Origin of the sequence: Agarivorans sp. JK6 (genome assembly GCF_045277145.1) — a bacterium.
In the GTDB taxonomy this organism is placed as follows: Bacteria; Pseudomonadota; Gammaproteobacteria; order Enterobacterales; family Celerinatantimonadaceae; genus Agarivorans; species Agarivorans albus.
Map to the genome: position 1 here is coordinate 2,030,993 of NZ_CP113525.1, position 26,482 is coordinate 2,057,474.

Below are 26,482 nucleotides of genomic sequence, written 5' to 3' on the forward strand. Positions count from 1 at the left end.
TCTACTCCTACAGGGCCTGAAAATAACGAACTTGAGCAAGGGATTGGTATTGCTGGGTTTGCAGCTGTTCAAATTCCAGCTGTAAGGCGGTTTCATCCATGAAAGCCTTGACCACCAGATCAAAGCTCACTGTATTAGATTGATAACCTTGGATAGCGGCTTGGGTATTAGCTTGGGCTTGTGGCAACAAAGTTTGCTGATAGCGAGCTAAGCGCAGTTTAAGATTTTGTACCTGTGCAACCTGACCATTGAGCCTACCATTCATGTTTTTTAGCACTAGGTCGCGTTCCGCTTGCTTCACCCCCTTGCCACGTGTAGCTGAAATAACCGCCTGGTCTTGACGTTTATCGGTGAACAATGGGACGTCCATAGACAAAAAACCAGAAACCAAATCTGGACGAGCACTACCATCCATATCACGACTGTTTCGATGGCCATATCCAACTTCAACTTTAAAGGCGGGCTTGTAAGCCTCATTGGCGATTTCGATTTGTTTTTCAGCCTCGTCAATGGCGGCTTGTTTCACCAACACCAGAGGGTGCTGCGACAGCAGTGTGTAGTGTTCGGTATTGGCTTGCTCTGCATAATTAGCGGTGGCATCCCATTGCGGAAGTGCGCTATCAAATGGTTGGTAAGCCTGAGCGCCAAGCCACGTTGCTAACTGTCCTCGATAGGCTTGTTCTTGCTGGGAAAAGGCAGCAATCTGCTCATCAAACTTACTTAGTTGTAGCTCTGCTTGGAACAGGTCTTGGCTTTGCTTGTAGCCCAATTCAAACTGGCCACGCACGTGCTCAACATTGCGAGCGAACAATTGCTTGTTTTCGGCTAAAAGATGTTGTGCCGTATTAGCGAAACGCACACTTAACCACATTTGTCGGATTTGCTGGCTAAGTTCCAAGCGACGCTCAGCAGCTTGATAGCCAGTTTGCTGCTCCAATATTTGGTAACGCTGGCCGCTTAGCTCACGGGTATTGCCTCGGCTAAACTCTTGGGCAAGCCCAACACTCAGCTGAGTCATAGGGTCTTGGTCAAATTTGAAGCTATCAGTGGGTAGGTTCGCGAGACCTAACCTGATCATAGGGTCCTTTAGCTGACCACTCTGCACACCCATGGCAGAAATTTGTTGTTGTCGCTGAGCATATAAATTCTCAGAGGGATCGCTACTAAGCGCTAGCTCTACTGCACGTTCAATATTTAAAGGGTCGGCTATCGCCGTGGCACTTGTCGATAGCGCAACGACAAGCACAACCTCTTTGCAAGAGGGAATAAACATGTTTCTTCCTTACTGTTGATTTAAAAAATAGTTAACTAAATCAAACAGTAAGAGGGGGTCTGAAGGGTAGTTCCTGTAAAGACGGGTGGAGATTAAAAGTGTAAAAACTGGTCGCTGCACTTTGTGGCTGCGGTATGAAGTGTAGGCTGGAAGATATGAATGCAGGCGTTGCAGCACACAATGACAACTGACAATCTAACTTACATAAGTCATCCAGCTTAAATTTATTCTCATTGTCAGGAATATTGCCATCATTATGGCAATCCATAGTCATGTGCATTATTTCTTGATCAGCACTATGTTTTTGCGCATGCGAAGAATGCTCCGAAGCGCTAGAAACGCCGGATACCATTTGTAAGCAAAACACAAAGATCAAAAATAAAGCTTTCATATCATCGCGATGGTAAGTCAAAACCGAAGATTACCGCAAGCATTTTTAGCATCATCGAGAAATTAGTTTAAAAACAAGTCTTAATAATCTACTTCAGAGAACATGCGTTCTAACGAGTCAAACTTGATAAGGGCAGCCGGTTTAATTGCTGATGGAGTCTCATACTAGATTCTACTAGAAATAGCCAAAACCCAAATTTCTGGTGAACAACACTAACTCACTATGGGGCATCAATAAGTTGGGTTACAAACTTAGAATGGTTCATTTAAGCCAAAATGACCAAACTCCTTTGTCTATCGACAATAGTGTTGGCGTGCAGCAGGTAATTTAGTTTCGAGTAAAGGTAATTGTTACAAATAAAAAGCTAAGCACTTTGTGCTTAGCTTTTTTGTTTATCTACCTAAAAGAGGAGGGCTTAAAGCCTGTTGTTTTTGTTGGAGGCTAAAAGCAAAAAGGCAGTGTTTAGGCCAACACCCTAAACACTGCAAAAGAAGGAATGGTCAGTTCCTTGTTGCTACAGGTCTTACTAAGACTCGGTTTCTACAGCTTGGCTAAGAGGTGGCTTCTTATTGCTGGTGTTTGCTTTAATAAGCAGTACACCCACCGCAAGAATAATGGCACCACAAAGGATGAACACTAAACGGTCACCAAGGCTGTTTGGAAGAACAACTAACAACATTACAAAGGCACCCGCTGCTGCGATTAATTTGCCTAACATACTACGTTGTTTGTTATCTAACACTTCTTGTTCGGCAGATTCGTTAACTAATGGCGTGTGCAAGTTGTTGAAGAATTTATCTACGTCTTTTGAACGCTCTTCACTCAAACCTTTGTAGAACAGTTGAGACATTACAAAGAAGCCGCCAGTTAAAGTAATGTGACCGATTAGGGCAATTGCTACTTTAAGATCTTTCCATTCGCGGTTAGTAAGCTCTTGTTCTAAACCGAAGATGTCTTGAATATGCTGCGGTCCGATTACAAAACCTACGATGTAAGACACACCAGCACCAACCAGTAAGGTACCCCAGCCAGCCCAGTCAGGCGTTTTCTTGATAAAGAAGCCTAGGAAAGCAGGAATCGTCATTGGGAAACCTAGCATCGCACCAGCAAACATCATCGCATCAAATAAACTCAAACCTTTTAATGAGTTAATGAATAGGGCGAAGAGAATAATAAGAATACCAAATACCGTAGAGGTGATTTTAGATACTGCTACTAGTTCTTTTTCTGAAGCATGTGGGCGTAGTACTGGTTCATAGAAGTTTTTAACAAAGATACCAGAGTTACGGTTTAGGCCTGAGTCCATAGAGCTCATGGTGGCAGCAAACATTGCGGCAATAAGTAGACCCACCATACCGGCTGGCATGTATAGTTCAACAAAGGCTAGGTAAGCGGCATCAGCGGCTTTACTGCCCATTTCTGGGTGCATAGCGGCTAAGTCAACGCCTTGACCGGCTAAGAACCATGGTGGAATAAACCAAATAACAGGACCTAAGGTCATTAAACAACAAGCTAGCAATGCAGCTTTTTTAGCGTTCTTTGAATCTTTAGCCGCAAGGTAGCGGTAAGAGTTAAGCATGTTATTGGTAATGCTAAACTGCTTAACAAAGATGAAGAATGCCCAAATAGTTAAGATGCTTACGTAGTTAAGGTTGTCACCGATAACAAAGTCACGAGGGAACTCATCTAGAATATTACCAACGCCACCAGAGTGAATAATGGCAACAATACAACAGGTTACGGTTACTGCCATAATCACAACCATTTGCATAAAGTCGGATGCAATAACAGCCCAAGAGCCACCGGTAACAGACATAATTAGAACGACAAGACCGGTTAATATAATGGTCCAGGTCATATCAAAACCAAAAATACCAGAAGCTATAATGGCTAAGCCGTTTAACCAGATACCCGCAGATACCACACTGTTAGGCATACCCGACCAAGTAAATACTTGCTCGTTATATTTACCAAAACGCATGCGAATAGCTTGGATTACCGTTACTACGCGCAGTTGGCGGAACTTAGGCGCGAAGTAGGCGTAGTTCATGAAGTAACCAAAGGCATTGGCTACGAAGATAATGGCAACGGCAAGACCGTCGTTATAGGCTTTACCTGCTGCGCCGGTAAAAGTCCAAGCGCTAAATTGGGTCATAAAGGCGGTTGCACCTACCATCCACCAGAGCATTTTACCGCCCCCACGAAAGTAGTCGCTGGTATTATTGGTAAATGTTCTGAACATCCAGCCAATGGCGATCAAAAAGCAAAAGTAAATGAGTACAATCAGGACGTTTAAATCCATTTCTGTTATTCCTCTTCCATAGTAGATGCGCTTACCTTAACAAGCACTATGGCATTATTGTATGACATATAGGTCTAACTGCGATTCCGATCTCACTTTTATATGTAATCCAGTTGAAAACGTTATCTGGATCCCATCAAATTACTCTCAAATGATAATTCGAATATTAGGGGAGGGGATTTCGAATAAACGAAATGTAACAAAATACTAATTTGGTGGCTGCAAGCCACCTCACAATTTGTAATACATTTATTGTTCGATAAATAGTCAAGTGTCGGTAATTGGCGACAGTTTTTGGCTGTTTTTAGCCTAGGGTGTATTGAAAAAAGTACAGTAATATCAAAACACTATCGTTATTCGGGTAGTGTAAATTTTTAAATCTGTTAACGTAGGCATACATTAGTCGGGCAGCATCGAAATTGCTGCACTAAATTAATATGAATGGATGAATTCATAGGATAGTAAAAAGGACACCTATGGCTAACGAATTTGCAATGATTGAAGGCGCTTCGCGCAGTTTACACTTACAAGTAGCAAGGGAGATTGCCAAAAGTATTTTGTCTGGCGCGCTTCCTCAAGACAGTATTATTCCTTCGGAGATGGAATTGTGTGAACAATTCGGCGTAAGCAGAACTGCTTTGCGTGAAGCAATTAAGCACTTAAGCTCTAAAGGCTTGCTGGAATCTCGCCCCAAAATTGGTACACGAGTTAAAAGTCGTGAACATTGGAATATGTTAGATTCTCAACTGTTAAGTTGGATGTCTGGTGTGGGCGAAACAAGCGATACACTCACTGAGTTTTTAGCCTTGCGTCGTGCTATAGAGCCAGAAGCTGCTGCGTTAGCTGCTATTAATGCCAGTGCTGAACAGCGGATGAAATTGTCTGAGTATTATCAGCGTATGGTTGAAATCGCCAAGAGTGAAGACCAAAGTGAATGGGTAGAAACAGATCTGCAGTTTCACCGCACAGTATACTTAGCCACTGGCAACAGCTTTTATATTCCTTTTGCTAATGTATTGCAGGTAATGTTCATTGGGTTTTTCCAGCATTCTTCTAAAGAAGGCGGAACTTGTATGTCAGAGCATACTGCTATTTACCAAGCAATTATGGCTGGCGACCCGGAAAAGGCCCGCGAAGCAAACTTGGCATTGCTTAATAACAGCAACCACCGATTGCCAGAAGAAAATGTAGCTTAAGGTCTAAAAATATAAAAAAAGCCTCGCAGTGCGAGGTTTTTTTGTGCCTATCGATAAATTTCATGTATTACAAAATAGTTCTATTTTTATTAGAAAGTAGAGTTAAAAACCTAATTCTAGTTACGAGAACTTCCTTCGATACTAACATTCACTGCGACAACATTTTTGGTCAGGTACGCCGCAAATTAGACTTCATCTTTGGCTGTTTTTGTTATCCCACCATTTTTATCTGTAAGCTTTTGAATTAATGAAATATTTAATGCTTTGGTCTTATTTTCAACAGTGAGTTGCGTCAAAATTCTATTAACAAAGTAAGGCTAAAAATGAAATTGTGATCCACTTAAAGGTGGTATTGTATGATTTATTGTTAATGTTTTATTTAGCATTTTTTATGCCGTGGTTAATAGGGGTATTCGCAGGTGGTTGATAGCGGTTGGCCTATTTGAGCAAAGGATGTGTAGCTCGCCAACCCAAGATACTGGTTGTTGGCCTGAACGGACTACCCACTAGGGTAAATTAAATAGGATGTAACAATGAGATTAACGCGTAATCGCATTTCTGTGGCAATAGGCGCCATTGCTTTGTTCCACTCATCAACACTTTTAGCTGAAAGTGTTTCTATCACTAATCCAAGCTTTGAAAGTTCTAACCAGTTTGAAGGTTGGGTAGATGTTGACCCTTCTTCTTTGTCGGGGGTTGCCTATGAAGGCACGAAAGCGGTAAAAATTAGTGGAAGTGGTGGCTCAGTAGAGCAAACGGTGAATTTGCAAACCAATACCACCTATACCTTAAGTGCGTTTATTAAAGGGGCGGGCACGATAGGCTTGCGCATTGGCGGACAAGTATATAGCCAAAAGGTGAGTGGAAACACTGATTGGGCCGAGTTAACAGTGAGTGCGAATAGTGGCTCCCACACCCAAGCAACAGTGTTTGCAGAGTACAATGGTGTGGAGGGGCGCTTTGATAATTTTACTTTAAACAGCAGTGCAAGCTCCCCAAGTGTGCCTCCTGCAGAAACTGGAAGTTGTGATTCGCCTACTCAGTTAACCATTGCTTCTGCTAAAGATGATGGTACTCATGATGGGCATGGACCCGAGAATGCCATCGACAATAACCTAACAACTGAGTCGCGTTGGTCTTCTCAAGGCATTGGTAAGCAAATAGTGTTTGATCTGCAAGCCAATGCAACTGTCACCAGCTTAGATGTGATTTGGTTAAAAGGTGACCAGCGCTCCAGCTATTTTGATGTAGCAACTTCTAGTGATAATGCTTCTTGGACATCGGTGCTTAGCGGTGCAAATTCTAGTGGTGCACAAAGTGCATACGAGAGTTACGCCTTAACCGAAAGCCAAGCGCGTTATATTCGTATTACTGGGCAGGGAAATTCGGCCAATAACTGGAATAGTATTATTGAGGCAAAAGCCTTTGGCTGCAGTGATGGTGCCGCTCCTGTTGACCCGGTCGATCCTGTTGATCCGATTGAACCTGTAGATCCCAGCCTTAATCCATCATTACCACCATCAGGCAATTTTGACTTATTGGATTGGACGCTAAGTGTTCCAGAAGATGAAAATGGTGATGGTAAAGCCGACACGATAAAAGAGCAGGCTTTGTCTAATGGTTACACCAGCAATGAGTTTTTCTATACTGCTAGCGACGGCGGTATGGTTTTCAAAGCGCCAATCTCTGGACCTAAAACATCTTCTAGCACCAGTTATACCCGTTCAGAGCTACGAGAAATGCTGCGCCGAGGAAATACTAGTTATAGCACTAAAGGAGTGGGCAAAAACAACTGGGTATTCTCTAGTGCTCCATCTTCAGCGCAAACTAAAGCAGGTGGTGTAAATGGTGTTTTAGATGCAACATTGGCGGTAAACCATGTAACAACTAGCGGTGATAGTGGGCAAGTCGGCAGAGTGATTATTGGGCAAATTCATGCCAATGATGATGAGCCAGTGCGTATTTACTACCGTAAGCTAAAAAACAATGACCGGGGTTCTATCTATATTGCGCATGAGCCACGCTCAGGCAGTGAGAAATACTACGAAATGATAGGAAGTCGCTCTAATAGCGCATCTAACCCTACTGATGGTATCGCATTAAACGAGAAGTTTTCTTATCAAATTAAAGTAGTAGCTAATACTTTAACAGTGACTATTTCTCGCCCTAATAAAGCAGATGTTGTACAAACAGTAGATATGAGTAATAGCGGCTATGATAGCTCTAGCCAATACATGTACTTTAAAGCAGGGGTTTATAACCAGAATAAGAGTGGTGATGGAGACGATTATGTTCAAGCTACATTCTATTCTTTAAGTAACACCCATGACGGCTACAACTACTGATATTAAATAGTTGTAGATAGCGGCAGCTTCGGCTGCCGTTATTGTTATTACGATTCCTTCCCCAACTTCCTTGCTGTAACTCGGCTTCCTATGTGTTTAGCTAGTGGTAAAAACTTATCTTCAATGCTCAGCTATTTACTTAGGTAACTTACCTAGCGTTCCAGTGTGTAACTCTATTGCTTTGCTTAATTTAGGTAACTTGTTTCTACTCAAGGCGGCATAGGGCTGCACCAACGACAAGAGGCTATAAAATGAATCAACTATTTAATTTAAGCGGTAAGGTTGCCGTAATTACCGGTGGCACGTCTGGTATTGGTGCCGCTGCCGCAAAACGCATGGCTGAGGCTGGAGCAACAGTGGTGATTGCTGGGCGAAAAAATGCGATTGAATTTGCTGAAAGTATTGGCGGCATTTTTGTAAAAACTGATGTATCTGATGAGAACTCCATTCGCAACTTAATGGCTGTCGCCAATGATTTATGCGGGAAAATCGACATCGTTGTTAATTGCGCTGGGGTTAATCGCGGCTACAACACTTTGCTTGAGTCTGAAAAAGAAGACTTTGATTTCAATTTTAATGTGAACACCATGGGTGTGGTATATGGCATTAAACACGCCACACAGTACATGAGCCAGGGCGGCAGCATTGTGAATGTTGCGTCTGCAGCGGGTGTGCAAGGCGTGCCTTACTTAGCCCCTTATGTAAGTTCTAAGTGGGCGGTACTGGGGATTACTAAAACCGCAGCCTTGGAATTAGGTGAGCAAAATATTCGGGTGAATGCCATCTGCCCAACTTCGGTGGATACACCAATGGCGCGAGCCGAAGGTGGTGAGCCTCAACTACGCATGGAGCATAAAGCAGTGCCGTTGGGTCGCATCGCCGAGCCGGAAGAGGTTGCTGCCATTATTCACTTTTTGGCCGCTCCCGACTGTGCCTTTGTTAATGGACAAACGATAGGGGTAGATGGTGGCTTTACCGCAGGTATGAGTATTAATGCCTATAACAACCTAGCTGCAGAGTAGTTACTTGGCCAAGTTGTGCAGAGCTAGGCTCTGCACAGTGATTGCGTTATTAAGTTACATAAACCGCTAAGTGTTTGGTGAACGATAATTTCTGCCTGTTATTGTTTTGACGCTTAGTTTGGCAAGTTGCCACCGGTAATACAGAGTATTACCGGTTTTTTTGTTTACGCAGCGGTGTTGTTAGTGCCGCGATTGTCGGTAAATGTGGCTTTAGCTGCCAGTATTCGAGTTACCGTTGTAATGCTGCATAAAGCGGCAAATATAAATGCCAATTTAGCGAAGTGCTGTGGGAACAAACAAAATAGTACAAAGGTGGCGATAGTTTCTGTTCCTTCCGTTAAGCCACCTAAATAATACAAAGACTTATGCGGATACACGGTGTTATCAATGTTGCGTTTAGCGGCCATAATTGCAAAGGTTAAGAAGCTTGAACCGGTGCCCATAAAGGTCCAAATAAGTACATTGGCCGCAACGGCATTTTGCTCGGGAGCTGCTAGCGCAAAACCCAACACAATGCCGGAGTAAAAAATAAAGTCGCAAACAATGTCGAGGTAGCCGCCAAAATCACTGCAACCTTGTCGGCGCGCTAATGCGCCATCTAAGCCATCAAAAGTCCGGTTGAGTAAAATAAGCGCCAAGGCAACATGGTATTGCTGAAAAGCGAGAAAAGGGATGGCGCTTAAACCAATAAAAAAACCAATAAGGGTAATTTGATTGGCACTTAAACCGGCATTATCGAGTTGTTTAGCGCTGTAATCTAATGGTGCTTTTATAATTTTTATGGCGTAACGGTCTAACATTGTTGTCCTATTTGCTGTTATTTATCTATCGCATGCTTAGCGAAAGTCTCGCGAGCGTACCGATAAATCGGCGAGTAACCACGAACAGTCTTCAAGCTTCCCTGCAATAATATGTATCACTTCATCGCAGCGTTCTAATCGTCCGTGTACTTTTAGAAGACGAGAAGAAATAAGAGCTTGGCGCTGCGCTTTAGCCGTTGCTGACCAGACTATCACATTGCTGTTGCCCGTTTCATCTTCTAAGGTGACGAAGGTGACGTCGGCTGAAGAACCTGGCCGTTGCCGACCCACCACTAAACCTGCCACCTTAACTAACTGACCGTGTTTACAGTGATGCAATTGCGCTTGTGAGTAACAATTTTTTAATGCTTGGTGTTCACGTAATAAATGCAGTGGATGACGGCGCAAACTAATCCTAGTTGCGCGGTAGTCTTGGCGAATATCTTCTATTTCGCTAGGTGCAGTTAAGTTTACCGGTGCTTCTTTGGGCATAGCAAATAGTGGTAAGGGGGCCTCGGTACCGCTCATTTGCCAGCGGGTTTGGTGGCGATGCCCTGCTAAACAGGCAAAAGCGTCGGCAGTGGCTAAAGACTCTAAGCTGGTTTTGTCGAGTTGCTGGGTTAATTCACTGAGTTGGCTAAAACCTTGGCTCGGTCGATTTGCTAATAAGCGAGCAAACTTTTGTTTGTTTAGTCCTTTTACTTGTTTTAATCCTAATCTAATTGCGCCTTTAGGATCTTGGCTGTAGTCGAGGCTATGTTCCCAATCGCTTTGGTTAATGTCGATGGGCAGAATACTCACTCCGTGGCGTTGTATATCTTGAATCAATTGGCTGGGGCTATAAAAGCCCATGGGTTGGCTATTAAGTAGTGAACAGCAAAATGCCGCTGGCTCATGGCATTTTAGCCAAGACGAAATATAAACCAGTAAGGCGAAACTGGCTGAATGAGACTCGGGAAAACCGTATTCACCAAACCCCTGAATTTGCGAAAATAAACGCTCAGCAAATGCGACAGGGTAACCGCGCTGTTGCATGCCGTTGATGAGTTTATCGCGAAAGTAGGCTAGCTTGCCGTTGCGCTTCCAAGTGGCCATAGCGCGACGCAGTTGGTCTGCTTCGCCGCCACTAAATCCTGCTGCTACCATGGCCAATTTAATCACTTGTTCTTGAAAAATTGGCACACCAAGGGTGCGCGCTAATACGGCTTCTACTTCTGGGCTAGGGTAATCTACCGGCTCTTCGCCATTACGTCGGCGCAAGTAAGGATGCACCATATCGCCTTGAATTGGGCCGGGGCGAACAATCGCCACTTCTATCACTAGATCATAATAGTTGCGAGGTTTTAGCCGTGGCAACATGCTCATTTGTGCGCGTGACTCAACCTGGAAAATGCCCACACTGTCGCCTTTGCATAACATGTCGTAAGTGGCGCTATCATCTTGTGGAATATCGCTAAGGCTAATGGTGCGTTGTTCTCGTTGGCTTAAGCTGGCAAGGCAGCGGCGAATGGCGCTTAACATTCCCAAAGCCAGTACATCTACTTTCATTAAATGTAGTGCTTCTAAGTCATCTTTATCCCACTGGATGATAGTGCGATCGGCCATGGCGGCATTTTCTATGGGGACTAAGTCACACAGCTTGTCTTGGGCAATAACAAAACCGCCCACATGTTGTGACAAGTGACGAGGAAAGCCGCGTAGTTGTTCCACTAGTTCAGCAAAATTGCGTGCATTAGCTTCTGGTAATAGGCCAGCTTGAACAATTTTTTGGCTGGTTGAGTTACTGCCATCACGCCAATCAATATTATGGTTAAGGCCATGTAATATATGCGCAGGAATAGCTAGGGCTTTACCTATTTCGTTAATTGCACTGCGGGTGCGGTAGGTGACAATACTGGCAGCTAAAGCAGCGCGGTCACGGCCATATTTTTGATAAATGTATTGAATGACTTCTTCACGGCGCTGGTGCTCAAAATCGACATCGATATCTGGTGGTTCATTACGTTCTTTAGAAATAAAGCGCTCAAACAGTAAGCCCACTTGGCTAGGGTTAACTTCGGTAATATGCAAGCAATAACACACCACTGAGTTGGCGGCAGAGCCTCGCCCTTGGCAGAGAATGTTTTGCTGCCGTGCGTAGGCCACAATATCGTAAATAGTGAGAAAGTAGTGTTCGTAATTTAGCTCGCTAATTAAGTTTAACTCATGTTCGATTTGCGCTCGTAGTTCAGCAGAAAGCTGCTCACCAAAACGCTGTTGTATGCCTGTTTCAACAAGTTCTCGCAGATATTGCTGGGCGCTGCAACCCGCCGGTACATTGTCTTTAGGATATTGGTAGCGGATCTCATTAAGACTGAAACAACATTGCGCAGCAAGTTGAGTGCTAAGGGCTAATTCGTCACTAGAGTAGCGCTGTTTTAAATGAGGCCACTGTAATAGGCGGCGTTCGGCATTACTGCTTAATAAAAATCCCGCTTGCTGCACAGTGCTGTGTTGGCGAATAGCATCAAGAATGTCGGCTAAACGCTTTCTATTAGCCAAGTGCATGCGTGGGTTAATCGATGCAAGGCAGGGTATTGCGTGTTGTTTGGCTAATTGCCTGTAACTGTTTAGCACTTTAGTGGGTTGAGATAAGTCGTTATGTAACAGTAAATAGAGGCTTTGAGATAATTGTTGCTGCAGTTGCTTAAGGTGTATTGCTTGTAGCGCAGGAGTGGCTTTAACCAAGAGTAAGCATTGGTTAAGTCGTTGATCAAATTGTTGTAGTGTGACTTGATAACTGCCTTTTTTACTGTGCTTTCTTGCTTGGGTAATAAAGCGACAAAGTTGCTGATAACCTTTAAGATTTTTAGCCAGAACCACCAATTGGCATTGTTCATCGGTGGTAAATTGGCTACCCACAATAAGCTTAATGGCTAATGGTTCGGCGGCTTGGTGGGCTCGAACAACTCCACTTAATGAGCATTCATCAGTAATGGCAATGGCTTGATAGCCGTAGCGCTGGGCTTGTTCTACCATTTCTTCTGGGTGTGAAGCGCCGTATAAAAAACTAAAGTTACTCTGGGCATTAAGCTCGGCGAAAAGTGAGTGATTCATTAGGCAAACCAGCCGTGCAGGTACCACTGTTGTTTTTCTTGGCATACCCAAGCCAGGCCTTGATTGGGACTTTGCGCCATGTAGTAATCTCGGTTAATGCTTTGTTCATCCCACCACCCGCTAGCGATGCGTTCGGGCTCAGAGAGTAGGATGTAATGTTCAATATTGATTGGTTTTAGCTGCGGCAGTAACCAGCAAGGGCGAGCAAACTGTTTAGGGTAATTAAGTGTCTCATGCCGAGACAAAGGCTGGTATTGGCTGGCGAATTCGGGGCGAAAATCTGCTTGGCAGCTTAAGCGGCTAATTGCTTGCTCGCCCAAACGCACACTTAATTGGTCAAACAGCAAGCTATCACTAATGGGTTGCTGTTGTTCAAACAAACCGGTGATTTGGTGGCCAAGAGGATAAAGGGCTTGGCAATCTAAGCTAAACTCAATCACCGCAGCTGCTAGGCGAGTAGATTCTAACTTTAAGCGAAATAGTGCTAGCCAATCTTGGCTGGTTTGTAATAAACGAGCACTTTTTAAGATAATTTGTTCGCTGGGTTTATCTCTAAAATTTAAGTGCAGTACTAATATATTGCTACAAAGCTGGTGTTGTCTTAACCACTGCTGAAAATGCTGGCAAGCTTGTTTTAGTGAAAACATTAAACCTTGAATTGTGTGGGTTTCGGCCAACAACGGAAAACGTTGCTGGTAATGGGCTTGTGATGTGATGAAGCGCAGTGGAGTCGTTAATCGTCCATAGGCTTGATCGAGTAACGCTAGGCTATCTTCGCCTAAACGTTTACGCAGCTCTGGCCGAGGTAAACCATTAAGCTGTTTAATGGTATATAAGCCCATCGCTTGTAAAGCCGTGATTTGGTGAGAGGGTAAGTCGCTAAAGTTCAGTGGTAAATCTGCTAGCTGAGTAATTCCCGGTCCTGCTTGCTTAATATCTTTTGAGCGAGCTAACCAGCGGGCAGCTATCGCGCTATGGGCATGGGCAATACGAAAGCTAAGCTGTTGTTGCTGATAGTGTTGTACCAACTTAGACACATGCTGCTCTGGTTTAGGGTAAATGGTATGCATACCGGCACCACTTATATATAAGCCATTATCGGGATGAGTGGCGACTTGAGCGCAATAGTGCAAAGCCTGTTGAGCTAAATCCATAAAGTAAGCATCGCAAGATAAATCGCTTTGTTGGTATAAGCAGAGCTGAGGTGCTAGCTGATAAGCCGTATTGAGTGAGCAGCCTAAATACACCCCCAAATTATGTGCGACTTGGTTTAACTGAATAATTTGCTTGTTGTGGTGTATTGCCAAGGCTTGTTGGCTGGGGTGCTCGCGTTGTAGTAGGTCCAACGCGAGCTGGGGAAAATCAAGGTAAATCCAATACATGTTGCACTTGCATAAAAGGCATCGGCATTAATTAAGTCGTGGAATATGTTGCTCATAGAGCGGGGCGCCGCCACGACGTTTTAGCAGATGGTAGTTAATGTGTTCTGGTGACTTGCTAGGGTGCAAGGCCATTCTTACGCTGGCGCTAGAGCTTTGCTGTTGTTGCTGTAGCGGTCTAAATAAATAACTTAAGCAATCTCCTTGTTCTGCTGCTAACTGCAAGCGGCGGCTGGCTTTTAAATCTAAGCCGTCTAACCAGCCTAATACTGCGCTACAAGAGCCACTTTTTAATGCTTGCTCAATGGTCCACAGGGCATCGCTACACTGCTCAGGTCGAATAACAATGACTTTACTAATATCTACGCCGTGCTGTTGTAGTGCAGGGGCATTAGGCATAAATGGCGGTGCAACCCAAATAATCCAGCGCGATTGTTGACTAAGCTTAGCTAGAGCAGGAAGCAATAATTGTAACTCGCCAATGCCATGTTTTTCGTACAACACTTCGGTGATGCCGCCCTGTGGCCAACCATGGTTAGGTAGTTGTTGGTCGAGTTGTGCAAAGCCACTTGAATGAACATCAAGATGACTGTGTTGCCATTGGCTGCCTTGCCATACCTTGTTGCTTTGTAGCAGTTGTTCAATTTGTTGTGCCATTGTTCGCTCCATGCTCTAAGTCAATGTCGAAGTTTAACTGTGTTTTTATACAGTGTATGTATATACAGTATTCTTTGTTTGGAGATTTTGCAAATATTTTTTTTGCTTTATATGTATGACAATTAAACTGATGTGCTAGTAATTTTTCGTAAATACTTGCAAAATAACATTGAAGGCTGAAAAGGTTTTCATAGGAAGCGTGCTAATAAATAGGGATTAAAATGATAACTCTTGGTGAATACATAATAGAAAAACAACACCAGTTTCCCGATGCCACAGGGGAGCTTACTCAGCTATTAGGGGCTATTCGTTTAGCCGCTAAAGTAGTTAACCGTGAGATCAACAAAGCAGGGTTAGTTGATATTATCGGCGCTACTGGCGTAGAAAATGTGCAAGGAGAAGTGCAACAAAAATTAGATTTATATGCGAACGAGAAATTTAAAGCTGCGCTTGAGGCGCGTGGTGAGGTATGTGGCGTAGCCTCAGAAGAAGAGGATGAGTTTGTTAGTTTTGACAGTGCTCGTTCTATCGACAGTAAATACGTTGTGCTAATGGATCCTTTAGACGGTTCCTCAAATATTGACGTAAATGTGTCGGTTGGGACCATTTTCTCAATTTATAAGCGTATCAGCCCTTGTGGTGCGCCAGCAGTATTAGAGGACTTTTTGCAACCGGGTCATCGCCAAGTTGCTGCAGGATATGTGGTATATGGTTCATCGACGATGCTGGTGTATACCACAGGTCATGGGGTACATGGTTTTACCTGTGATCCATCGTTAGGGGTGTTTTACCTGTCTCATGAGAATATGACCATTCCTGATGACGGGGTAATTTACTCAATCAATGAAGGTAATTATCTTAAGTTTCCAACTGGGGTTAAGAAGTACTTAAAGTACTGCCAAGAAATTGAACCAGAAACCAATCGACCTTATACCTCGCGTTACATTGGATCTTTAGTGTCTGATTTTCACCGCAACTTGCTAAAAGGCGGAATTTACATCTACCCCTCAACGGCCTCTGCACCTAAAGGGAAGTTACGTTTATTGTATGAATGTAATCCGATGGCCTTTTTGATTGAGCAAGCAGGGGGCAAGGCCAGTGATGGCTTTACTCGTATTATGGATATTGAACCAGAAGAGCTGCATCAGCGGGTTCCCTTCTTTTGTGGCAGTAAACATATGGTTGAAACCGTTGAAGAGATGATGCGAGAGTATTCATCTGAAGAACAGTAAAACTAGCTCTTAATATTGTTTGCCCTGGTGAGCCAATCATCAGGGCAAACAAAGATACGCTTTTCCTGCTGCTTTGCTTGCTCTGGTAAGTAGAGTTGTACAGGGCCTCGTGAAACATCTACTACATTACCTGCTTTGCTTAGTGGATAAGCGTTAGGGCTAAGCCATTGCTGCTTAGCTAATATATACCACCCCTGAGCTTGCATTGCCTGCCATTGAGTTAGGCTATACCAATGCAAATTTTGTGGAGTGGGGTGGCTATCATTGCCCAATTTAAACAAATACCCGGGCAACACAATGCGCTGTTTAAAAGAGTAGTTGGCATAGTTTTGGGCTAATGCTTGGATCTGTGGGTGTTTACCTAAAGGGATTTGCTTGAGCAGTAATTTACTGAGCTTATTGCTTAGTCTGTCTTGTTGATTGGGCCCCAAGTAATCAGAAGCGCAAGGTGAAGCATTGCGTGCTAGGTAAAACTTCACCGCTAGCTCCCAGTGCTCTATTTGTTGCTGCTGATGGTTTACCAGCAAAAAGTCGATAGCGCCTTGGGTTCGCCCATGTTGTTGCACAGCGACATTATCGGCGAGTAGCTGCCATTCTGGGTGTGCTTCAATTAAGCTCCGCCACAATTGCTCAAAATATAAACCTAAGCGAGAGTTAGCCTGTGGCTCAGCTATATGGGGTAAATGCTCCTTAAGCGTCCATTGCCACTGTTGTTGCCAGGTAGAGTCAACCATAAAAGGCAGGGCATGAGGCAGCAAAGCAGGTGCGTTTAAACACCAGTGCAGATCATTTTCCCATGCTTTTTTATTCACAAATGTTGCCCTTTTGTTATTAATTTACACTTATTTAAAGATTTTGCTTTTTATCTCGACTGTTTTACCGGTTTTTGTAGTTTTATTACCGAATGTTAGCTACTATTTAGTGGTCTAACCAGTTGAGGTGTTCGAAATGAGTAAGCAATTTTCTACCAGCATTATCATCGTTCGTCGTATCGCACTATTTTTAGTGGGTTTGGTTTCTTTCCCTTTTGTTGCCCTTGCCGGCCTAAGAGCGCCTTTCTATAGCGCATTACACCGCCAGTGGATTAAACGCAATGATCGTCCAAGTTGGATGCAGCAAGCTGACAAAATTAACCAGTTTGTTTTGTTCTAATCTATAAGGCTTGTTTAAAGCTGGGTCTGCTACTTACAATGTGCCAAACTATTGTGAGTTAATGTAATGAAAAATACCCGATTAGAAAACATATTAAACCAGCACTTAGAAAGCTTTAAGTTTAAAGACTACTGTCCCAATGGCTTACAAGTAGAAGGTCGTGCAGAGGTTAAGCGAGTTGTTACTGGTGTTACAGCTTGCCAAGCTTTAATTGACCAAGCCATTGAGCATAAAGCCGACGCCATCTTGGTTCATCACGGCTTCTTTTGGAAAAACGAAGCTGCAGTGGTTACCGGTATGAAGCGTCGTCGCCTGCAAGCGTTGTTAAACCACGATATTAACCTTTATGGCTACCACTTACCCTTAGATGTACATCCTGAGCTTGGCAATAATGCACAGCTCGCTAAGCGCCTTGGCATTACTTTAAAGCGCGGTCTAGAAGCGTGGGATCCGCGTAGCGTAGCCATGGTGGGTAAATTAGAAGAGCCACTTTCCGGTGAAGAGTTCGCCAAACGTATCGAGCAGGTGCTGCAGCGTAAACCTTTGCATATCGCTAATGGCCATAGCATTCAAAAAGTAGGTATTTGCACTGGTGGTGGTCAATCCTACCTTGGTTTGGCTGCTGAGCAGGGCTTAGATGCATTTATTAGTGGCGAAATCTCTGAAAACACCGTACATACTGCGCGTGAGATGGGCATTGATTACTTTGCCGCTGGCCACCACGCTACCGAACGTTATGGCGCGCAGGCACTAGGGGAGTGGTTGGCAGAAACCCACGACCTAGATGTTACCTTTATTGATGTAGATAATCCGGTATAAGTCTAAAAAGATATTGCGAATGATAATAGTTCGCAATATAATTGCTTTATTGTGATTGATGAGGTGAAGCAATGTTTGTATGTTTATGCCACGGCATTACTGATAAGCAAATTAAAGAAGCAGTACAACAGGGCTGTGAAAACTTAGCTGATGTACGCAAAAAGAATGGCGTTGCTTCTGAGTGTGGAAAATGTGCCAGAATGGCAAAAACCATCATTGATAAAGAATTATCTATTACACCTAAGTACTACGAAGTAGCCTAGTAAGCATTTGCTTAGGCTACTTAGCTACTTAATCCGCTTCATCGCGGTGAATTAACAAATCAAATCCTTTATCCCGCCAATATTGAATAAGCTCAGGCTGCACGCCTAATATCGCTAATGACACCTGTTTCTCTAAGCAGCGCTGTTTTATGGTTTGCCAATATCCACGATTGTCATTGTTTACGTTGAGCAAAATCCACATATCCAAAGAAATCACTAGCACATCAATTAAATCCAACACTGTGGGATTGTTTATTAGTTGAGCCACTAAGTTGGGTTGCCAAGCTAGTTGCACGTTTTGTTGTTTAATGCGCACTAAGCTAGTTAGATTTTCCATGGGCAGCTCAGGGCTAAACACCAACATCATTTCTGAGTAATGATCGGCTATTTGCGTTAGCGCCAAATTACGGTGATTCAGCTCTTGCTTAAAGTGGTGCCAATATACTGCATTAACCGGGGTATTAAACTGTTCATCTTGTTCAATGCTTGTTGGCCAATCCCAGTAGCCAACTAAGCTGTTGTCTGTCGTTGCATGAATCAGATACTGGCTATGTTTAGTGGCATGACTAAGTTGATTTAACTTGTGGCGATATAAGCGGAAAAACTGACGGCTCAAGTAGCCTATTTGGGTTTTGAATTGCCCAACTGTGATCGACGTATATAGGTTTAAACCATAATGCTTTGCCAGCAAAATTATGCTGTTTTTCAGTTTAGATTGCTCTTGAAAAACCAGTATTAAGCCAGGGCGGTGCAAGATAGCCGCAAGACGCTCTATGGTATCAATGATATGTGGATCATCATCGTAGACTGCCAGCATCACTAAGTTAGCCTGCTGGAGTTGCTGAGCAATACCTTGCTGCTGCGGCTGCCAATACTCACAAAAGCTAAAACCTAATTCTTGCACTTGTTGCCGCAATGGTTCTGTAGGTCGAGGGTTATATAAGTAAACGAACTTATTGTTAGCCCATTGTTGGTACTGTTGGTTAATGCTGTCGCCCCAATGAGCAAACTGTTCATCTAACTCCTGCTGACTATAGCAGTAGATAAAATCGGGTAAGTCAAAAGACATCGCGGGCATTTCACCGATCAAAAATACCGAAATCTGCGATTGCTCTTCAAGTAAATCAGCGAGTAAAGCTAGCTGCTCACTATTCAATTTGGCACAGTTTAAAACAATCGCGTCAAATTCATTGGATTGCTGAAGCTGCAGCTGTAATTCATCAACTTGTTGGACAGAAATGTGTTCAATGGGGGAGGTGTTACAAATAGGCGTTTGTTGAAACCACAATACTCGAAGTAATTTTGAAGAGGCAGGGGCTGAGCTTGGCGCTAATAGAAGCGCCAATTCTTCGTCATTTAAAGCAAATGACCCTGCCGTCATTACTAGTAAGTCACCTTAACATTTGTCGCTACTTGCTTGGCGTTATCTACGGCTTGCTCAATGCTGTCGCTACGGTTTAAGGCTACCCCTAAACGGCGCTGACCATTAATGTCTGGTTTAGAGAACAAACGCAGTTGGCTATCGGTGGTATCTAAAGCCTCGGCTAAGCCACTAAAACGAATGTCTTGAGATTTGCCATCGCCCATGATCACTGCTGAAGCGCTAGCACCAAATTGGTGGATTTGTTTGATAGGCAAACCAAGAATGGCTTTAGCATGTAAGGCGAACTCAGATAAGTCTTGTGAAATTAGGGTTACCATGCCGGTATCATGCGGGCGTGGCGACACTTCGCTAAAGAACACCTCGTCGCCTTTAATAAATAGCTCAACGCCGAACAAACCATAACCACCCAGTTCGCTAACAATCTTACGAGCTACCTCTTGTGATTTCGCTAATGCAAGCTCTGACATCGCTTGTGGCTGCCATGATTCGCGGTAATCGCCATCTTGTTGGCGGTGACCAATTGGCGCACAAAAATGAATACCGTCTACGGCACTTACTGTAAGCAAGGTGATCTCGTAATCAAAATCCACAAAGCCTTCTACAATAATGCGACCCGCACCAGCACGGCCACCTTCTTGCGAGTAATCCCACGCAGCGGTAACTTGGTTGCTATTACGTAAGGTTGATTGTCCTTTACCAGAAGAACTCATCACTGGTTTGAGTACACATGGTAAACCTACGTTTGCTACGGCTTGTTGGCACTCTTCTAAGCTATCGGCAAATTGATAAGCAGAAGTAGGCAAACCTAGTGTTTCGGCAGCTAAGCGACGAATGCCTTCGCGATTCATGGTGAGTTGGGTAGCACGCGCAGTTGGCGTGACCGCATACCCTTGTTGCTCTAATTCAACCAAAGCGTCGGTGGCAATGGCTTCTATCTCGGGAACAATATGCTGTGGTTGTTCTTTAAGAATTAGGGCTTTTAGCGCCTCTCCATCTAGCATATCTATAACATAACTGCGATGCGCAACGTGCATCGCTGGAGCGTTGGGGTAACGGTCTACCGCAATAATTTCAACGCCATAACGTTGTAATTCAATGGCAACCTCTTTGCCAAGTTCGCCTGCTCCGAGCAATAACACTTTAGTTCCAGAAACGCTTAGCGCAGTTCCTAACATTTAAATACTCCTAAGTTGAAGGATAGTAATGATGGACCATTGGTTTTTGAGAATGTTCCGCGAAATTTTGTAATTCTTGCTTAAAGCTGAATCGATTGTCTTTATGTTCCCATAATTCGAAGCGTTCAACATTGTTTAAGCTCAGGTGATTAAGGGTTAATTGAGATAATAAAGTGAGAAGCGGCGAGAGAGAAGGATTAAACGCTACGTTTTCTAGATAACAGCTCCAAGCGATTACTTTGTCGCCTTGATAAGCAAACATGGCGCTTTGTACTTGGGTATAAGGGGCATAGCTGGCTTTAGCAAAATCGGGAGCTTGGCTGGCCTTATCAAGCTTAAGTTTAGCCAGTGGAGCTTGCACGCCTAGGTCGTTTGGTCCAAAAGATTGAGGAAGCAATTGAGGGAAGTCATAGCTTTGTTTATTAAAGCGCACCTTTAACTGCGCAGCGTTAGCTAACTCATTGATAAATTGACGACAATAGCCACATGGTGCTGCATTAATCACTAAATCGGTGAGTTCGTCTGCTTGGTGGCTAAGTGCGTTAAATATAGCACTTTGTTCCGCATGCAAACTGCCGGTTAGTGGCCCATATTCCAACTCATAGTTAGCACCCAAAAATAGCTGTTGTTGCTTATCAACCGCAATAGCCCCTACATGGAAATTAGACTTGGGAGCAAATGAAAAACTGGCTGCTAAAGGTAGCATGCGTTCTGCAAGCTCAATAACGTTACAGCTTAGGATGTTGCATAGTGTCTTGGTTTGTTGGCTATTGAGCATATTTGGCAGTTGCTTGCTGGCCAATACGGTTTGGAGGGCGTTAGTTAGCGATAGGTCTGCGTGGGTATTTTCTGACATTTCATCGTTCCCTTTAATTTGTCGAACCTAGCAACAAATGTTGATTACTTTGCTAAGACTTCGATTATAATCCGCCTAATTCGTGTTTAGTTAAAATATATCTTTGTTTTAGCTGTTTCTGTGTAGCGCGTAATTTATTGTAACTAAAGGTGTTGATAAGTGTTTTCAAAGCTTGATTCTGTTCTTCGGTTGGTTCGTCAGTGGCAGTTAAGCTCGCCACATGAGCAAGTTTTATACACGCCACAATGGAGTGGGGCGGAATGTGTGATAAGAGTAGATAATTTGTCTGCTCATAGCATGAGCTTAGGGCAAATTGATTTGTTCGACGGCCAATTACCTGACAATGCCAAGTTTCATGGTGAGGGTTTTCAAATGTTAGCGCAGAACTACGGTACTGCGAATAACATCACTGCGATTGGTCGCTGCCCCGATGCAGGAGAGTATCGGCTTAGTGAAGATGCTGATCACTTTACTGCATATAATCAGCTACTTATTGAAAGTGACGGATATTACACCTTACTGGGGTTTAGTTCATGCCACCGCTTTAGTGGTTATTTTAAGGTATACCCTAGTGGCCGTTTAGTCATTGGTATTGATAGCGATACCCTTGCTATCCCTGCCCACCATTACATCAATAGTGAAAGCTTATTTGTGGCTAGCGGAGAGAGCCGCGAAGCCGTATTAGAACAATTTGCCGATGCAATACAGCAGCATCATCCTCGGCTTAGCTGGCCGAGTAAGCCGAACGGTTGGTGCTCGTGGTATCACTATTATGCTGATGTATCCGCAGAGGATATTGAGGAAAATCTTCAACAGCTTATTAGCCCACATGATCACTTAGATTACTTGTTGATTGATGATGGCTACCAAGAGTTTATGGGGGATTGGCTGTATCCGTCTGATCGTTTTAGTGGTGGCGTAGAAGGCTTATGCAAACGAATTAGAGAGCAAGGGAAAGAGCCCGCCATTTGGGTAGCACCTTTTATTGCGCAAGCTGAGTCTCGGTTGTTTAAGCAACATCCTGAGTGGTTTGTGAAAGATCAAGACGGTCAGCCTTTGGCAGCAGAAGAAGTAACTTATGGCGGGTGGCGCTGTACGCCTTGGTACGTATTAGATACTACCCAAGTGCAAGTAAACCAGTATCTGCACCAGGTGTTTAGCCATATGTACCACCACTGGGGAGTGAAGTACTTTAAATTAGACGCTATTTATTGGGGAACATTGGCTAAAGGTTATCGTGCTGATCCCAATAAAACTCGGATTGAAGCTTACCGAATGGGTATGGAAACCATCAATAAAGCCTGTGATGGGCAGGCCTATATTCTTGGCTGTAATGCCCCAATGTGGCCGTCATTAGGTCTTGTGCACGGGATGCGTATTGCCGATGATGTTGAGCGAAATATTGGGCGATTTAAGCAAATCGCTAAAGAGACTTTCTTTCGCAATTGGCAAGATATGCGCTTATGGCATAACGATCCTGATTGTGTGACCTTAAATAATATTTCTACCCAACATACCGATGACGACGCTTACAACTGGCACCGAGTGAGCTTATTGGCGAGCAGCGGTTTAGTGTTCTCTGGCGATCGCCTAACAGAGCTAGACGATGCGCAGGCTAGCGTATTAAGTGTGCTAGAGAAAAACCAAGCAGACGCAGCCCGTTTTGCTGACTTTAGCTTGCAGCATGCTAAGCAATATCAAAACCAGCAGCTAGTTCGCCAATATTGGTTTAACTGGGACGAGCACAATAGTTTGAATATAGAGCTAAGTTTAGATCAGCAGTGGCAGGTTTTATGGGCTGACAAGCGCTTTGTTAGTAAACAAACTGATAAGGGTTTAACCATTTGCTTAGCACCAAATAGCGCAGTGGTATTCGAAAAGAAAGGGTAAATGAAGTAGTGGGTTTAGTATTTAAATTCTAAGCCCACTGAAAAATTACTGTCGCCATAGCCAGGGATATCGTGGCTAGAAATAATAGTTCGCATCGACATTTGTTCGTTTAGTGGTGCCACAAACCCTAAGCCAACTGCAATATCAGTTTTATCAACCAAGTAGGACATTTGACGTTGACCAAGGTTATGGTAGACAGAGTCTTCATGTAACTGGTTGTACACCGAATATTTTGGATCGTAGATGTGGCTAAACAACTCTAGTCTAAAGCTGTTAAATGGTGTTTGCACCACTGGCACAGCTACCATGTCGTAAAGCTCTGAATCGGAAAAGTAACTATTTGTTAGGGTGGGCGAGAAGTCGGTATCTTGATAGGTTTTTTCGAAGATTTCGCCTAACACGGCGAATTGCTCGGCACTAAGTCGCAGCAGCGAAGAAGGGCGGAGGTTTTGCAACTCATAGGTGGCGTAACACTTTGGCGAAAAACACAATGTCGCAGCAACAGCAAGACTTGCTGTAGTAGCTATCGACCATTTGATGTGTTGACGCATTTTCATTTGTATTACTTTACCTTCCCTGAACAGTGTTGATTATAACTTAGGCAGCCAAATAAAATAGTCTTTTGCTCACGTTTTAAAGGTTTTCTATGTAGTTATATAGGCTTTTTAGTATATTTATTTTATTAGTATCATTTTGATACTCACTCATCAGCATTTCTAACTCTGGAAACACCAGCGCAACTTGCTCGGTAATTGAGGCTTGTCGATGCGCTTGCCATTGCTGCAATTCGCTTTCATTTAAACACTCGGGGTAATTGCGTGCCTTGTAACGCAGGATTAATTGGTTAAGCCTTGGATCAGCAAATTGAAACTGCTGTTTGCTAATTAAGTTAGGATCGCTAGAGCGTAAAACTTGCATGAGGTTTTTATCGGCATTGCTAATAAATCCGTTGTATAAGGCAGTATCAGGGTTACTGTCTTGGTCAAACTCACGCTCTATGGCAAATACTTGCGACAGCTTCTGTTCAACCTCAGCTTTGTTTGTTGCTATTAAATCTAAGCTTTGACGACATTGTGCTCGGTTTAAGCCTAATTCTTCCGCTCGTTCCGGTGTTAGGGTGCTAGCTGGGGCGAGAACTGGGCATTTATTGGTGTGAATAAGTTTTACCGGAATCGGCAGTTCATCGGCAGCCAGCTCACTACGTGCGGTATACAGCCGTTGGTGGATTTCCTCTGCACTTAGTGACAGTAAAACGCTGGCGTCTTTGTTTAAGTCGATCACTATCATGGCGTTTTTGTTGATTGGATGCCAAGCAATAGGCAACACCCAAGAGGCACAGCCTTGAGCTGCGCCAAACATTCCCGATATGTGTACCAAAGGTTTGTTGTTGAGTAGATCAAATTGTTGAGCGACGGACTTTTTGTTTCGAAGATTAAGCAAGTAATTAAATAGCTTAGGCTGCTTATCTTTAATCAACTTAGCCATAGCGATGGTGGCATAAACATCCGATACCGCGTCGTGGGCATTAGCATGGCTTAAACCGTTGGCGGCGGTGAGCAATTCAAGCCTAAAGCTGACTAAGCCATCGTCATTAGTTGGCCATTCAATACCTTCTGGTCTTAGCGCATAACACGCGCGAACCATGTCGATTAAATCCCAACGAGAATTACCATTCTTCCATTCACGTTCATAAGGGTCGAGAAAGTTACGGTACAGGGTATAGCGGGTAACTTCATCATCAAAACGTATGCTGTTATAGCCAACACCACAGGTACCGGGTTGACTAAACTCATTATTGATTCGTTCTATGAAGTCACTTTCAATCAGGCCTTTTTTCATGGCTAATCGCGGGGTAATACCTGTAACCAAACAAGCTTGCGGGTGAGGTACGTAATCATTAGGCGGCTGACAAAACAGCTCAATAGGCTTTCCTATTGGGTTTAAATCCCAATCGGTACGTATTGCAGCAAACTGACAAGGGCGGTCTCGCCCAGGGTGTACGCCAAATGTTTCGTAGTCGTGAAATAAAAAAGTGTTGTCGCTCATCGCAATAGTTAGTCTTTTATAGCTTGTTCGTTATCCCGTATAACCATACCACATAATGCGTGAACTTCTTGGTAGTTGAAGGCTTAAACGTTTAGTTTACAGCCAGTTGTTATTACCAGAGTAAGTTGCTAGTTTAATTTTGAAGCAGCGAATAAATTAGCAGAGCTTCTCTATAGATACATATTTTCAGTGTTCGAAAACTTTTCTACTACACTGAGCGTAATGCTTGAGGTAACCACGATATAAGGACATACAATGAAAACTTTTACTTTACTGGCTGGCTTGGCGCTTTCTTTTAATGTTCATGCGGCAATGGTAAGCCAAACTGTTACTCATACGATTGGTGACAAAAGCTTTGAGTCCACCTTGGTCTTTGATGATGCCAAGCAAGGATTACCAGCAGTATTAATGGTCCCTAACTGGATGGGCCCAACCGAAGGTTCATTGACTAAAGCGAAAAAAATTGCCGAGATGGGTTATGCGGTAATGATGGCTGATGTGTACGGAAGCGATGTTAGGCCAACTAATGGCGAGGAAGCAAAGGTAGCTGCCACTGCTTTGCGTAGTGATCGCCAATTGCTGCGCGAGAGAACCAAAGCTGCTTTAGAAGCAATGAAAAGTAGCCTACCTAAATCGGCAGATGCCTCAAAGGTAGCGGCCATTGGATTTTGTTTTGGCGGTGGTGCAGTGTTAGAACTGGCGCGAGCTGGTGAAGAGCTTGGTGGAGTAGTGTCATTTCATGGCAATTTAGATACCCCAAATACTGAGGATGCTAAAAATATCCAAGCACCCATCTTAGTATTGCATGGCGCCGTTGACCCCTTTGTTCCAGCCGAGCAAGTAAGTAATTTTGAAAAAGAAATGAACGCCGCAAATGTTGATTGGCAACTGATTGCTTATGGCGGTGCGGTACATTCATTTACGAATCCTGCAGCAAAAAGAGCCGGACAAGCAGAGTACCACCCTAAAGTGGCGGCCCGTTCTTTTGTAGCAATGGATAGCTTTTTTAGCGAGACATTTAATTAACACTCGCTATTTGAGTAAGGCAAATCTGCTTTCTTAAACAAAACGACTAGCATTAATCTAAATACGTCTTCACATTAGTGGAGACGTTTTTGTTTAGAGAATATTTGTTATTGGGTTGAATCTAATCGAATTTTGGCTTTTACAGTGAAGTTCTGTATTTAGTTTGCATTGAGCATTA

General features: G+C 43.6%; 21 protein-coding genes. 9 read left to right on the forward strand and 12 right to left on the reverse strand.

The annotated features are described in order from the left end of the window. Positions 1-7: 7 nt before the first annotated feature. Positions 8-1,273, reverse strand: a complete 1,266-nt coding sequence (locus OV592_RS09565; RefSeq protein WP_406611220.1) for a TolC family protein — start codon at positions 1,271-1,273, stop codon at positions 8-10. A gap of 917 nt (positions 1,274-2,190) precedes the next feature. Continuing rightward, positions 2,191-3,966, reverse strand: coding sequence for a sodium:solute symporter family protein (locus OV592_RS09570; RefSeq protein ID WP_406611221.1), 1,776 nt, complete (start codon positions 3,964-3,966; stop codon positions 2,191-2,193). 476 nt (positions 3,967-4,442) lie between these two features. On the opposite strand from OV592_RS09570, the gene OV592_RS09575 reads away from it, so the two are divergent. The 3 genes from OV592_RS09575 to OV592_RS09585 all read left to right on the forward strand — a co-directional run bounded on the left by OV592_RS09575 (position 4,443) and on the right by OV592_RS09585 (position 8,529). Continuing rightward, complete coding sequence (locus OV592_RS09575; RefSeq protein ID WP_221077367.1) at positions 4,443-5,162, forward strand: FadR/GntR family transcriptional regulator; 720 nt, start codon at positions 4,443-4,445, stop codon at positions 5,160-5,162. A 533-nt stretch (positions 5,163-5,695) separates the two neighbouring features. After that, positions 5,696-7,507 carry a polysaccharide lyase family 7 protein gene (locus OV592_RS09580; RefSeq protein ID WP_406611222.1) on the forward strand — a complete coding sequence of 604 codons (1,812 nt, stop codon included), beginning with the start codon at positions 5,696-5,698 and terminating at the stop codon, positions 7,505-7,507. Between the two features lie 251 nt (positions 7,508-7,758). After that, complete coding sequence (locus OV592_RS09585; RefSeq protein ID WP_406611223.1) at positions 7,759-8,529, forward strand: SDR family NAD(P)-dependent oxidoreductase; 771 nt, start codon at positions 7,759-7,761, stop codon at positions 8,527-8,529. A gap of 164 nt (positions 8,530-8,693) precedes the next feature. Here the strand turns inward: OV592_RS09585 and OV592_RS09590 are convergent, their stop codons facing one another. The 4 genes from OV592_RS09590 to imuA are packed head-to-tail and all read right to left on the reverse strand — an operon-like array spanning position 8,694 to position 14,461. After that, positions 8,694-9,329 carry a CDP-alcohol phosphatidyltransferase family protein gene (locus tag OV592_RS09590; RefSeq protein ID WP_406611224.1) on the reverse strand — a complete coding sequence of 212 codons (636 nt, stop codon included), beginning with the start codon at positions 9,327-9,329 and terminating at the stop codon, positions 8,694-8,696. Positions 9,330-9,365: 36 nt separating this feature from the next. Continuing rightward, entirely contained in the window at positions 9,366-12,425 is a 3,060-nt protein-coding gene (locus OV592_RS09595; protein WP_406611225.1) for an error-prone DNA polymerase, read from the reverse strand. Continuing rightward, positions 12,425-13,807, reverse strand: coding sequence for a Y-family DNA polymerase (locus OV592_RS09600; RefSeq protein WP_406611226.1), 1,383 nt, complete (start codon positions 13,805-13,807; stop codon positions 12,425-12,427). Before OV592_RS09600 ends, OV592_RS09595 begins: the two co-directional genes overlap by 1 nt. Positions 13,808-13,834: 27 nt before the next feature. Next, positions 13,835-14,461, reverse strand: a complete 627-nt coding sequence (imuA, locus tag OV592_RS09605) for a translesion DNA synthesis-associated protein ImuA (protein WP_016401899.1) — start codon at positions 14,459-14,461, stop codon at positions 13,835-13,837. Between the two features lie 221 nt (positions 14,462-14,682). Here imuA and fbp point away from each other — a divergent pair, with 221 nt between their 5' ends. Then, a complete protein-coding gene (gene fbp / locus OV592_RS09610) occupies positions 14,683-15,693 on the forward strand; it encodes a class 1 fructose-bisphosphatase (RefSeq protein ID WP_016401898.1) in 1,011 nt (336 codons plus the stop codon). 2 nt (positions 15,694-15,695) lie between these two features. Here fbp and OV592_RS09615 read toward each other — a convergent pair whose 3' ends face one another. Then, a complete protein-coding gene (locus OV592_RS09615; protein ID WP_406611227.1) occupies positions 15,696-16,505 on the reverse strand; it encodes a DUF1853 family protein in 810 nt (269 codons plus the stop codon). A gap of 136 nt (positions 16,506-16,641) precedes the next feature. Here OV592_RS09615 and OV592_RS09620 point away from each other — a divergent pair, with 136 nt between their 5' ends. The 3 genes from OV592_RS09620 (at position 16,642) to OV592_RS09630 (ending at position 17,927) form a co-directional block, all read left to right on the forward strand. Next, the gene (locus OV592_RS09620; RefSeq protein WP_016401896.1) at positions 16,642-16,845 is read left to right on the forward strand and encodes a DUF2517 family protein; all 204 of its coding nucleotides are present in this window, start codon (positions 16,642-16,644) and stop codon (positions 16,843-16,845) included. Positions 16,846-16,911: 66 nt separating this feature from the next. Continuing rightward, positions 16,912-17,664 (forward strand): Nif3-like dinuclear metal center hexameric protein, encoded by a 753-nt coding sequence (locus OV592_RS09625; RefSeq protein ID WP_016401895.1) that lies wholly within the window; start codon positions 16,912-16,914, stop codon positions 17,662-17,664. 71 nt (positions 17,665-17,735) lie between these two features. Further along, positions 17,736-17,927: a bacterioferritin-associated ferredoxin gene (locus tag OV592_RS09630; protein ID WP_016401894.1), complete on the forward strand. Its 192-nt coding sequence runs from the start codon at positions 17,736-17,738 to the stop codon at positions 17,925-17,927. A gap of 28 nt (positions 17,928-17,955) precedes the next feature. Here OV592_RS09630 and OV592_RS09635 read toward each other — a convergent pair whose 3' ends face one another. From OV592_RS09635 to cdd, 3 genes are read right to left on the reverse strand one after another with little or no spacing between them, the layout of a single operon-like run. Continuing rightward, positions 17,956-19,308: a hypothetical protein gene (locus OV592_RS09635; RefSeq protein ID WP_406611228.1), complete on the reverse strand. Its 1,353-nt coding sequence runs from the start codon at positions 19,306-19,308 to the stop codon at positions 17,956-17,958. A gap of 2 nt (positions 19,309-19,310) precedes the next feature. Next, positions 19,311-20,486 (reverse strand): formate-dependent phosphoribosylglycinamide formyltransferase, encoded by a 1,176-nt coding sequence (gene purT, locus OV592_RS09640; protein WP_406611229.1) that lies wholly within the window; start codon positions 20,484-20,486, stop codon positions 19,311-19,313. Positions 20,487-20,496: 10 nt separating this feature from the next. Beyond that, a complete protein-coding gene (gene cdd, locus OV592_RS09645) occupies positions 20,497-21,342 on the reverse strand; it encodes a cytidine deaminase (RefSeq protein ID WP_406611230.1) in 846 nt (281 codons plus the stop codon). 159 nt (positions 21,343-21,501) lie between these two features. Here cdd and OV592_RS09650 point away from each other — a divergent pair, with 159 nt between their 5' ends. Continuing rightward, on the forward strand, positions 21,502-23,232 hold the full coding sequence (locus tag OV592_RS09650; protein WP_406611231.1) for a glycoside hydrolase family 36 protein: 1,731 nt from the start codon (positions 21,502-21,504) through the stop codon (positions 23,230-23,232). Positions 23,233-23,246: 14 nt separating this feature from the next. On the opposite strand, the gene OV592_RS09655 is transcribed toward OV592_RS09650, so the two are convergent. Together OV592_RS09655 and sbcB are read right to left on the reverse strand one after the other, a co-directional pair. Beyond that, positions 23,247-23,789 carry a hypothetical protein gene (locus OV592_RS09655; protein WP_016401889.1) on the reverse strand — a complete coding sequence of 181 codons (543 nt, stop codon included), beginning with the start codon at positions 23,787-23,789 and terminating at the stop codon, positions 23,247-23,249. A gap of 76 nt (positions 23,790-23,865) precedes the next feature. Further along, complete coding sequence (gene sbcB / locus OV592_RS09660; protein WP_406611232.1) at positions 23,866-25,278, reverse strand: exodeoxyribonuclease I; 1,413 nt, start codon at positions 25,276-25,278, stop codon at positions 23,866-23,868. A 255-nt stretch (positions 25,279-25,533) separates the two neighbouring features. Here sbcB and OV592_RS09665 point away from each other — a divergent pair, with 255 nt between their 5' ends. After that, on the forward strand, positions 25,534-26,304 hold the full coding sequence (locus tag OV592_RS09665) for a dienelactone hydrolase family protein (protein ID WP_406611233.1): 771 nt from the start codon (positions 25,534-25,536) through the stop codon (positions 26,302-26,304). Positions 26,305-26,482: the final 178 nt, after the last annotated feature.

What these genes read in the sequence shown, in the direction of transcription:
- OV592_RS09620 (WP_016401896.1), top strand. Translation starts at nt 16,642, where the DNA reads ATGAGTAAGCAATTTTCTACCAGCATTATCATCGTTCGTCGTATCGCA.
- purT (WP_406611229.1), bottom strand. Translation starts at nt 20,486, where the DNA reads ATGTTAGGAACTGCGCTAAGCGTTTCTGGAACTAAAGTGTTATTGCTC.
- OV592_RS09635 (WP_406611228.1), bottom strand. Translation starts at nt 19,308, where the DNA reads ATGACGGCAGGGTCATTTGCTTTAAATGACGAAGAATTGGCGCTTCTA.
- OV592_RS09580 (WP_406611222.1), top strand. Translation starts at nt 5,696, where the DNA reads ATGAGATTAACGCGTAATCGCATTTCTGTGGCAATAGGCGCCATTGCT.
- OV592_RS09585 (WP_406611223.1), top strand. Translation starts at nt 7,759, where the DNA reads ATGAATCAACTATTTAATTTAAGCGGTAAGGTTGCCGTAATTACCGGT.
- OV592_RS09590 (WP_406611224.1), bottom strand. Translation starts at nt 9,329, where the DNA reads ATGTTAGACCGTTACGCCATAAAAATTATAAAAGCACCATTAGATTAC.
- OV592_RS09625 (WP_016401895.1), top strand. Translation starts at nt 16,912, where the DNA reads ATGAAAAATACCCGATTAGAAAACATATTAAACCAGCACTTAGAAAGC.
- imuA (WP_016401899.1), bottom strand. Translation starts at nt 14,461, where the DNA reads ATGGCACAACAAATTGAACAACTGCTACAAAGCAACAAGGTATGGCAA.
- OV592_RS09665 (WP_406611233.1), top strand. Translation starts at nt 25,534, where the DNA reads ATGAAAACTTTTACTTTACTGGCTGGCTTGGCGCTTTCTTTTAATGTT.
- OV592_RS09600 (WP_406611226.1), bottom strand. Translation starts at nt 13,807, where the DNA reads ATGTATTGGATTTACCTTGATTTTCCCCAGCTCGCGTTGGACCTACTA.
- OV592_RS09630 (WP_016401894.1), top strand. Translation starts at nt 17,736, where the DNA reads ATGTTTGTATGTTTATGCCACGGCATTACTGATAAGCAAATTAAAGAA.
- OV592_RS09565 (WP_406611220.1), bottom strand. Translation starts at nt 1,273, where the DNA reads ATGTTTATTCCCTCTTGCAAAGAGGTTGTGCTTGTCGTTGCGCTATCG.
- OV592_RS09575 (WP_221077367.1), top strand. Translation starts at nt 4,443, where the DNA reads ATGGCTAACGAATTTGCAATGATTGAAGGCGCTTCGCGCAGTTTACAC.
- OV592_RS09655 (WP_016401889.1), bottom strand. Translation starts at nt 23,789, where the DNA reads ATGAAAATGCGTCAACACATCAAATGGTCGATAGCTACTACAGCAAGT.
- OV592_RS09595 (WP_406611225.1), bottom strand. Translation starts at nt 12,425, where the DNA reads ATGAATCACTCACTTTTCGCCGAGCTTAATGCCCAGAGTAACTTTAGT.
- cdd (WP_406611230.1), bottom strand. Translation starts at nt 21,342, where the DNA reads ATGTCAGAAAATACCCACGCAGACCTATCGCTAACTAACGCCCTCCAA.
- OV592_RS09570 (WP_406611221.1), bottom strand. Translation starts at nt 3,966, where the DNA reads ATGGATTTAAACGTCCTGATTGTACTCATTTACTTTTGCTTTTTGATC.
- fbp (WP_016401898.1), top strand. Translation starts at nt 14,683, where the DNA reads ATGATAACTCTTGGTGAATACATAATAGAAAAACAACACCAGTTTCCC.
- sbcB (WP_406611232.1), bottom strand. Translation starts at nt 25,278, where the DNA reads ATGAGCGACAACACTTTTTTATTTCACGACTACGAAACATTTGGCGTA.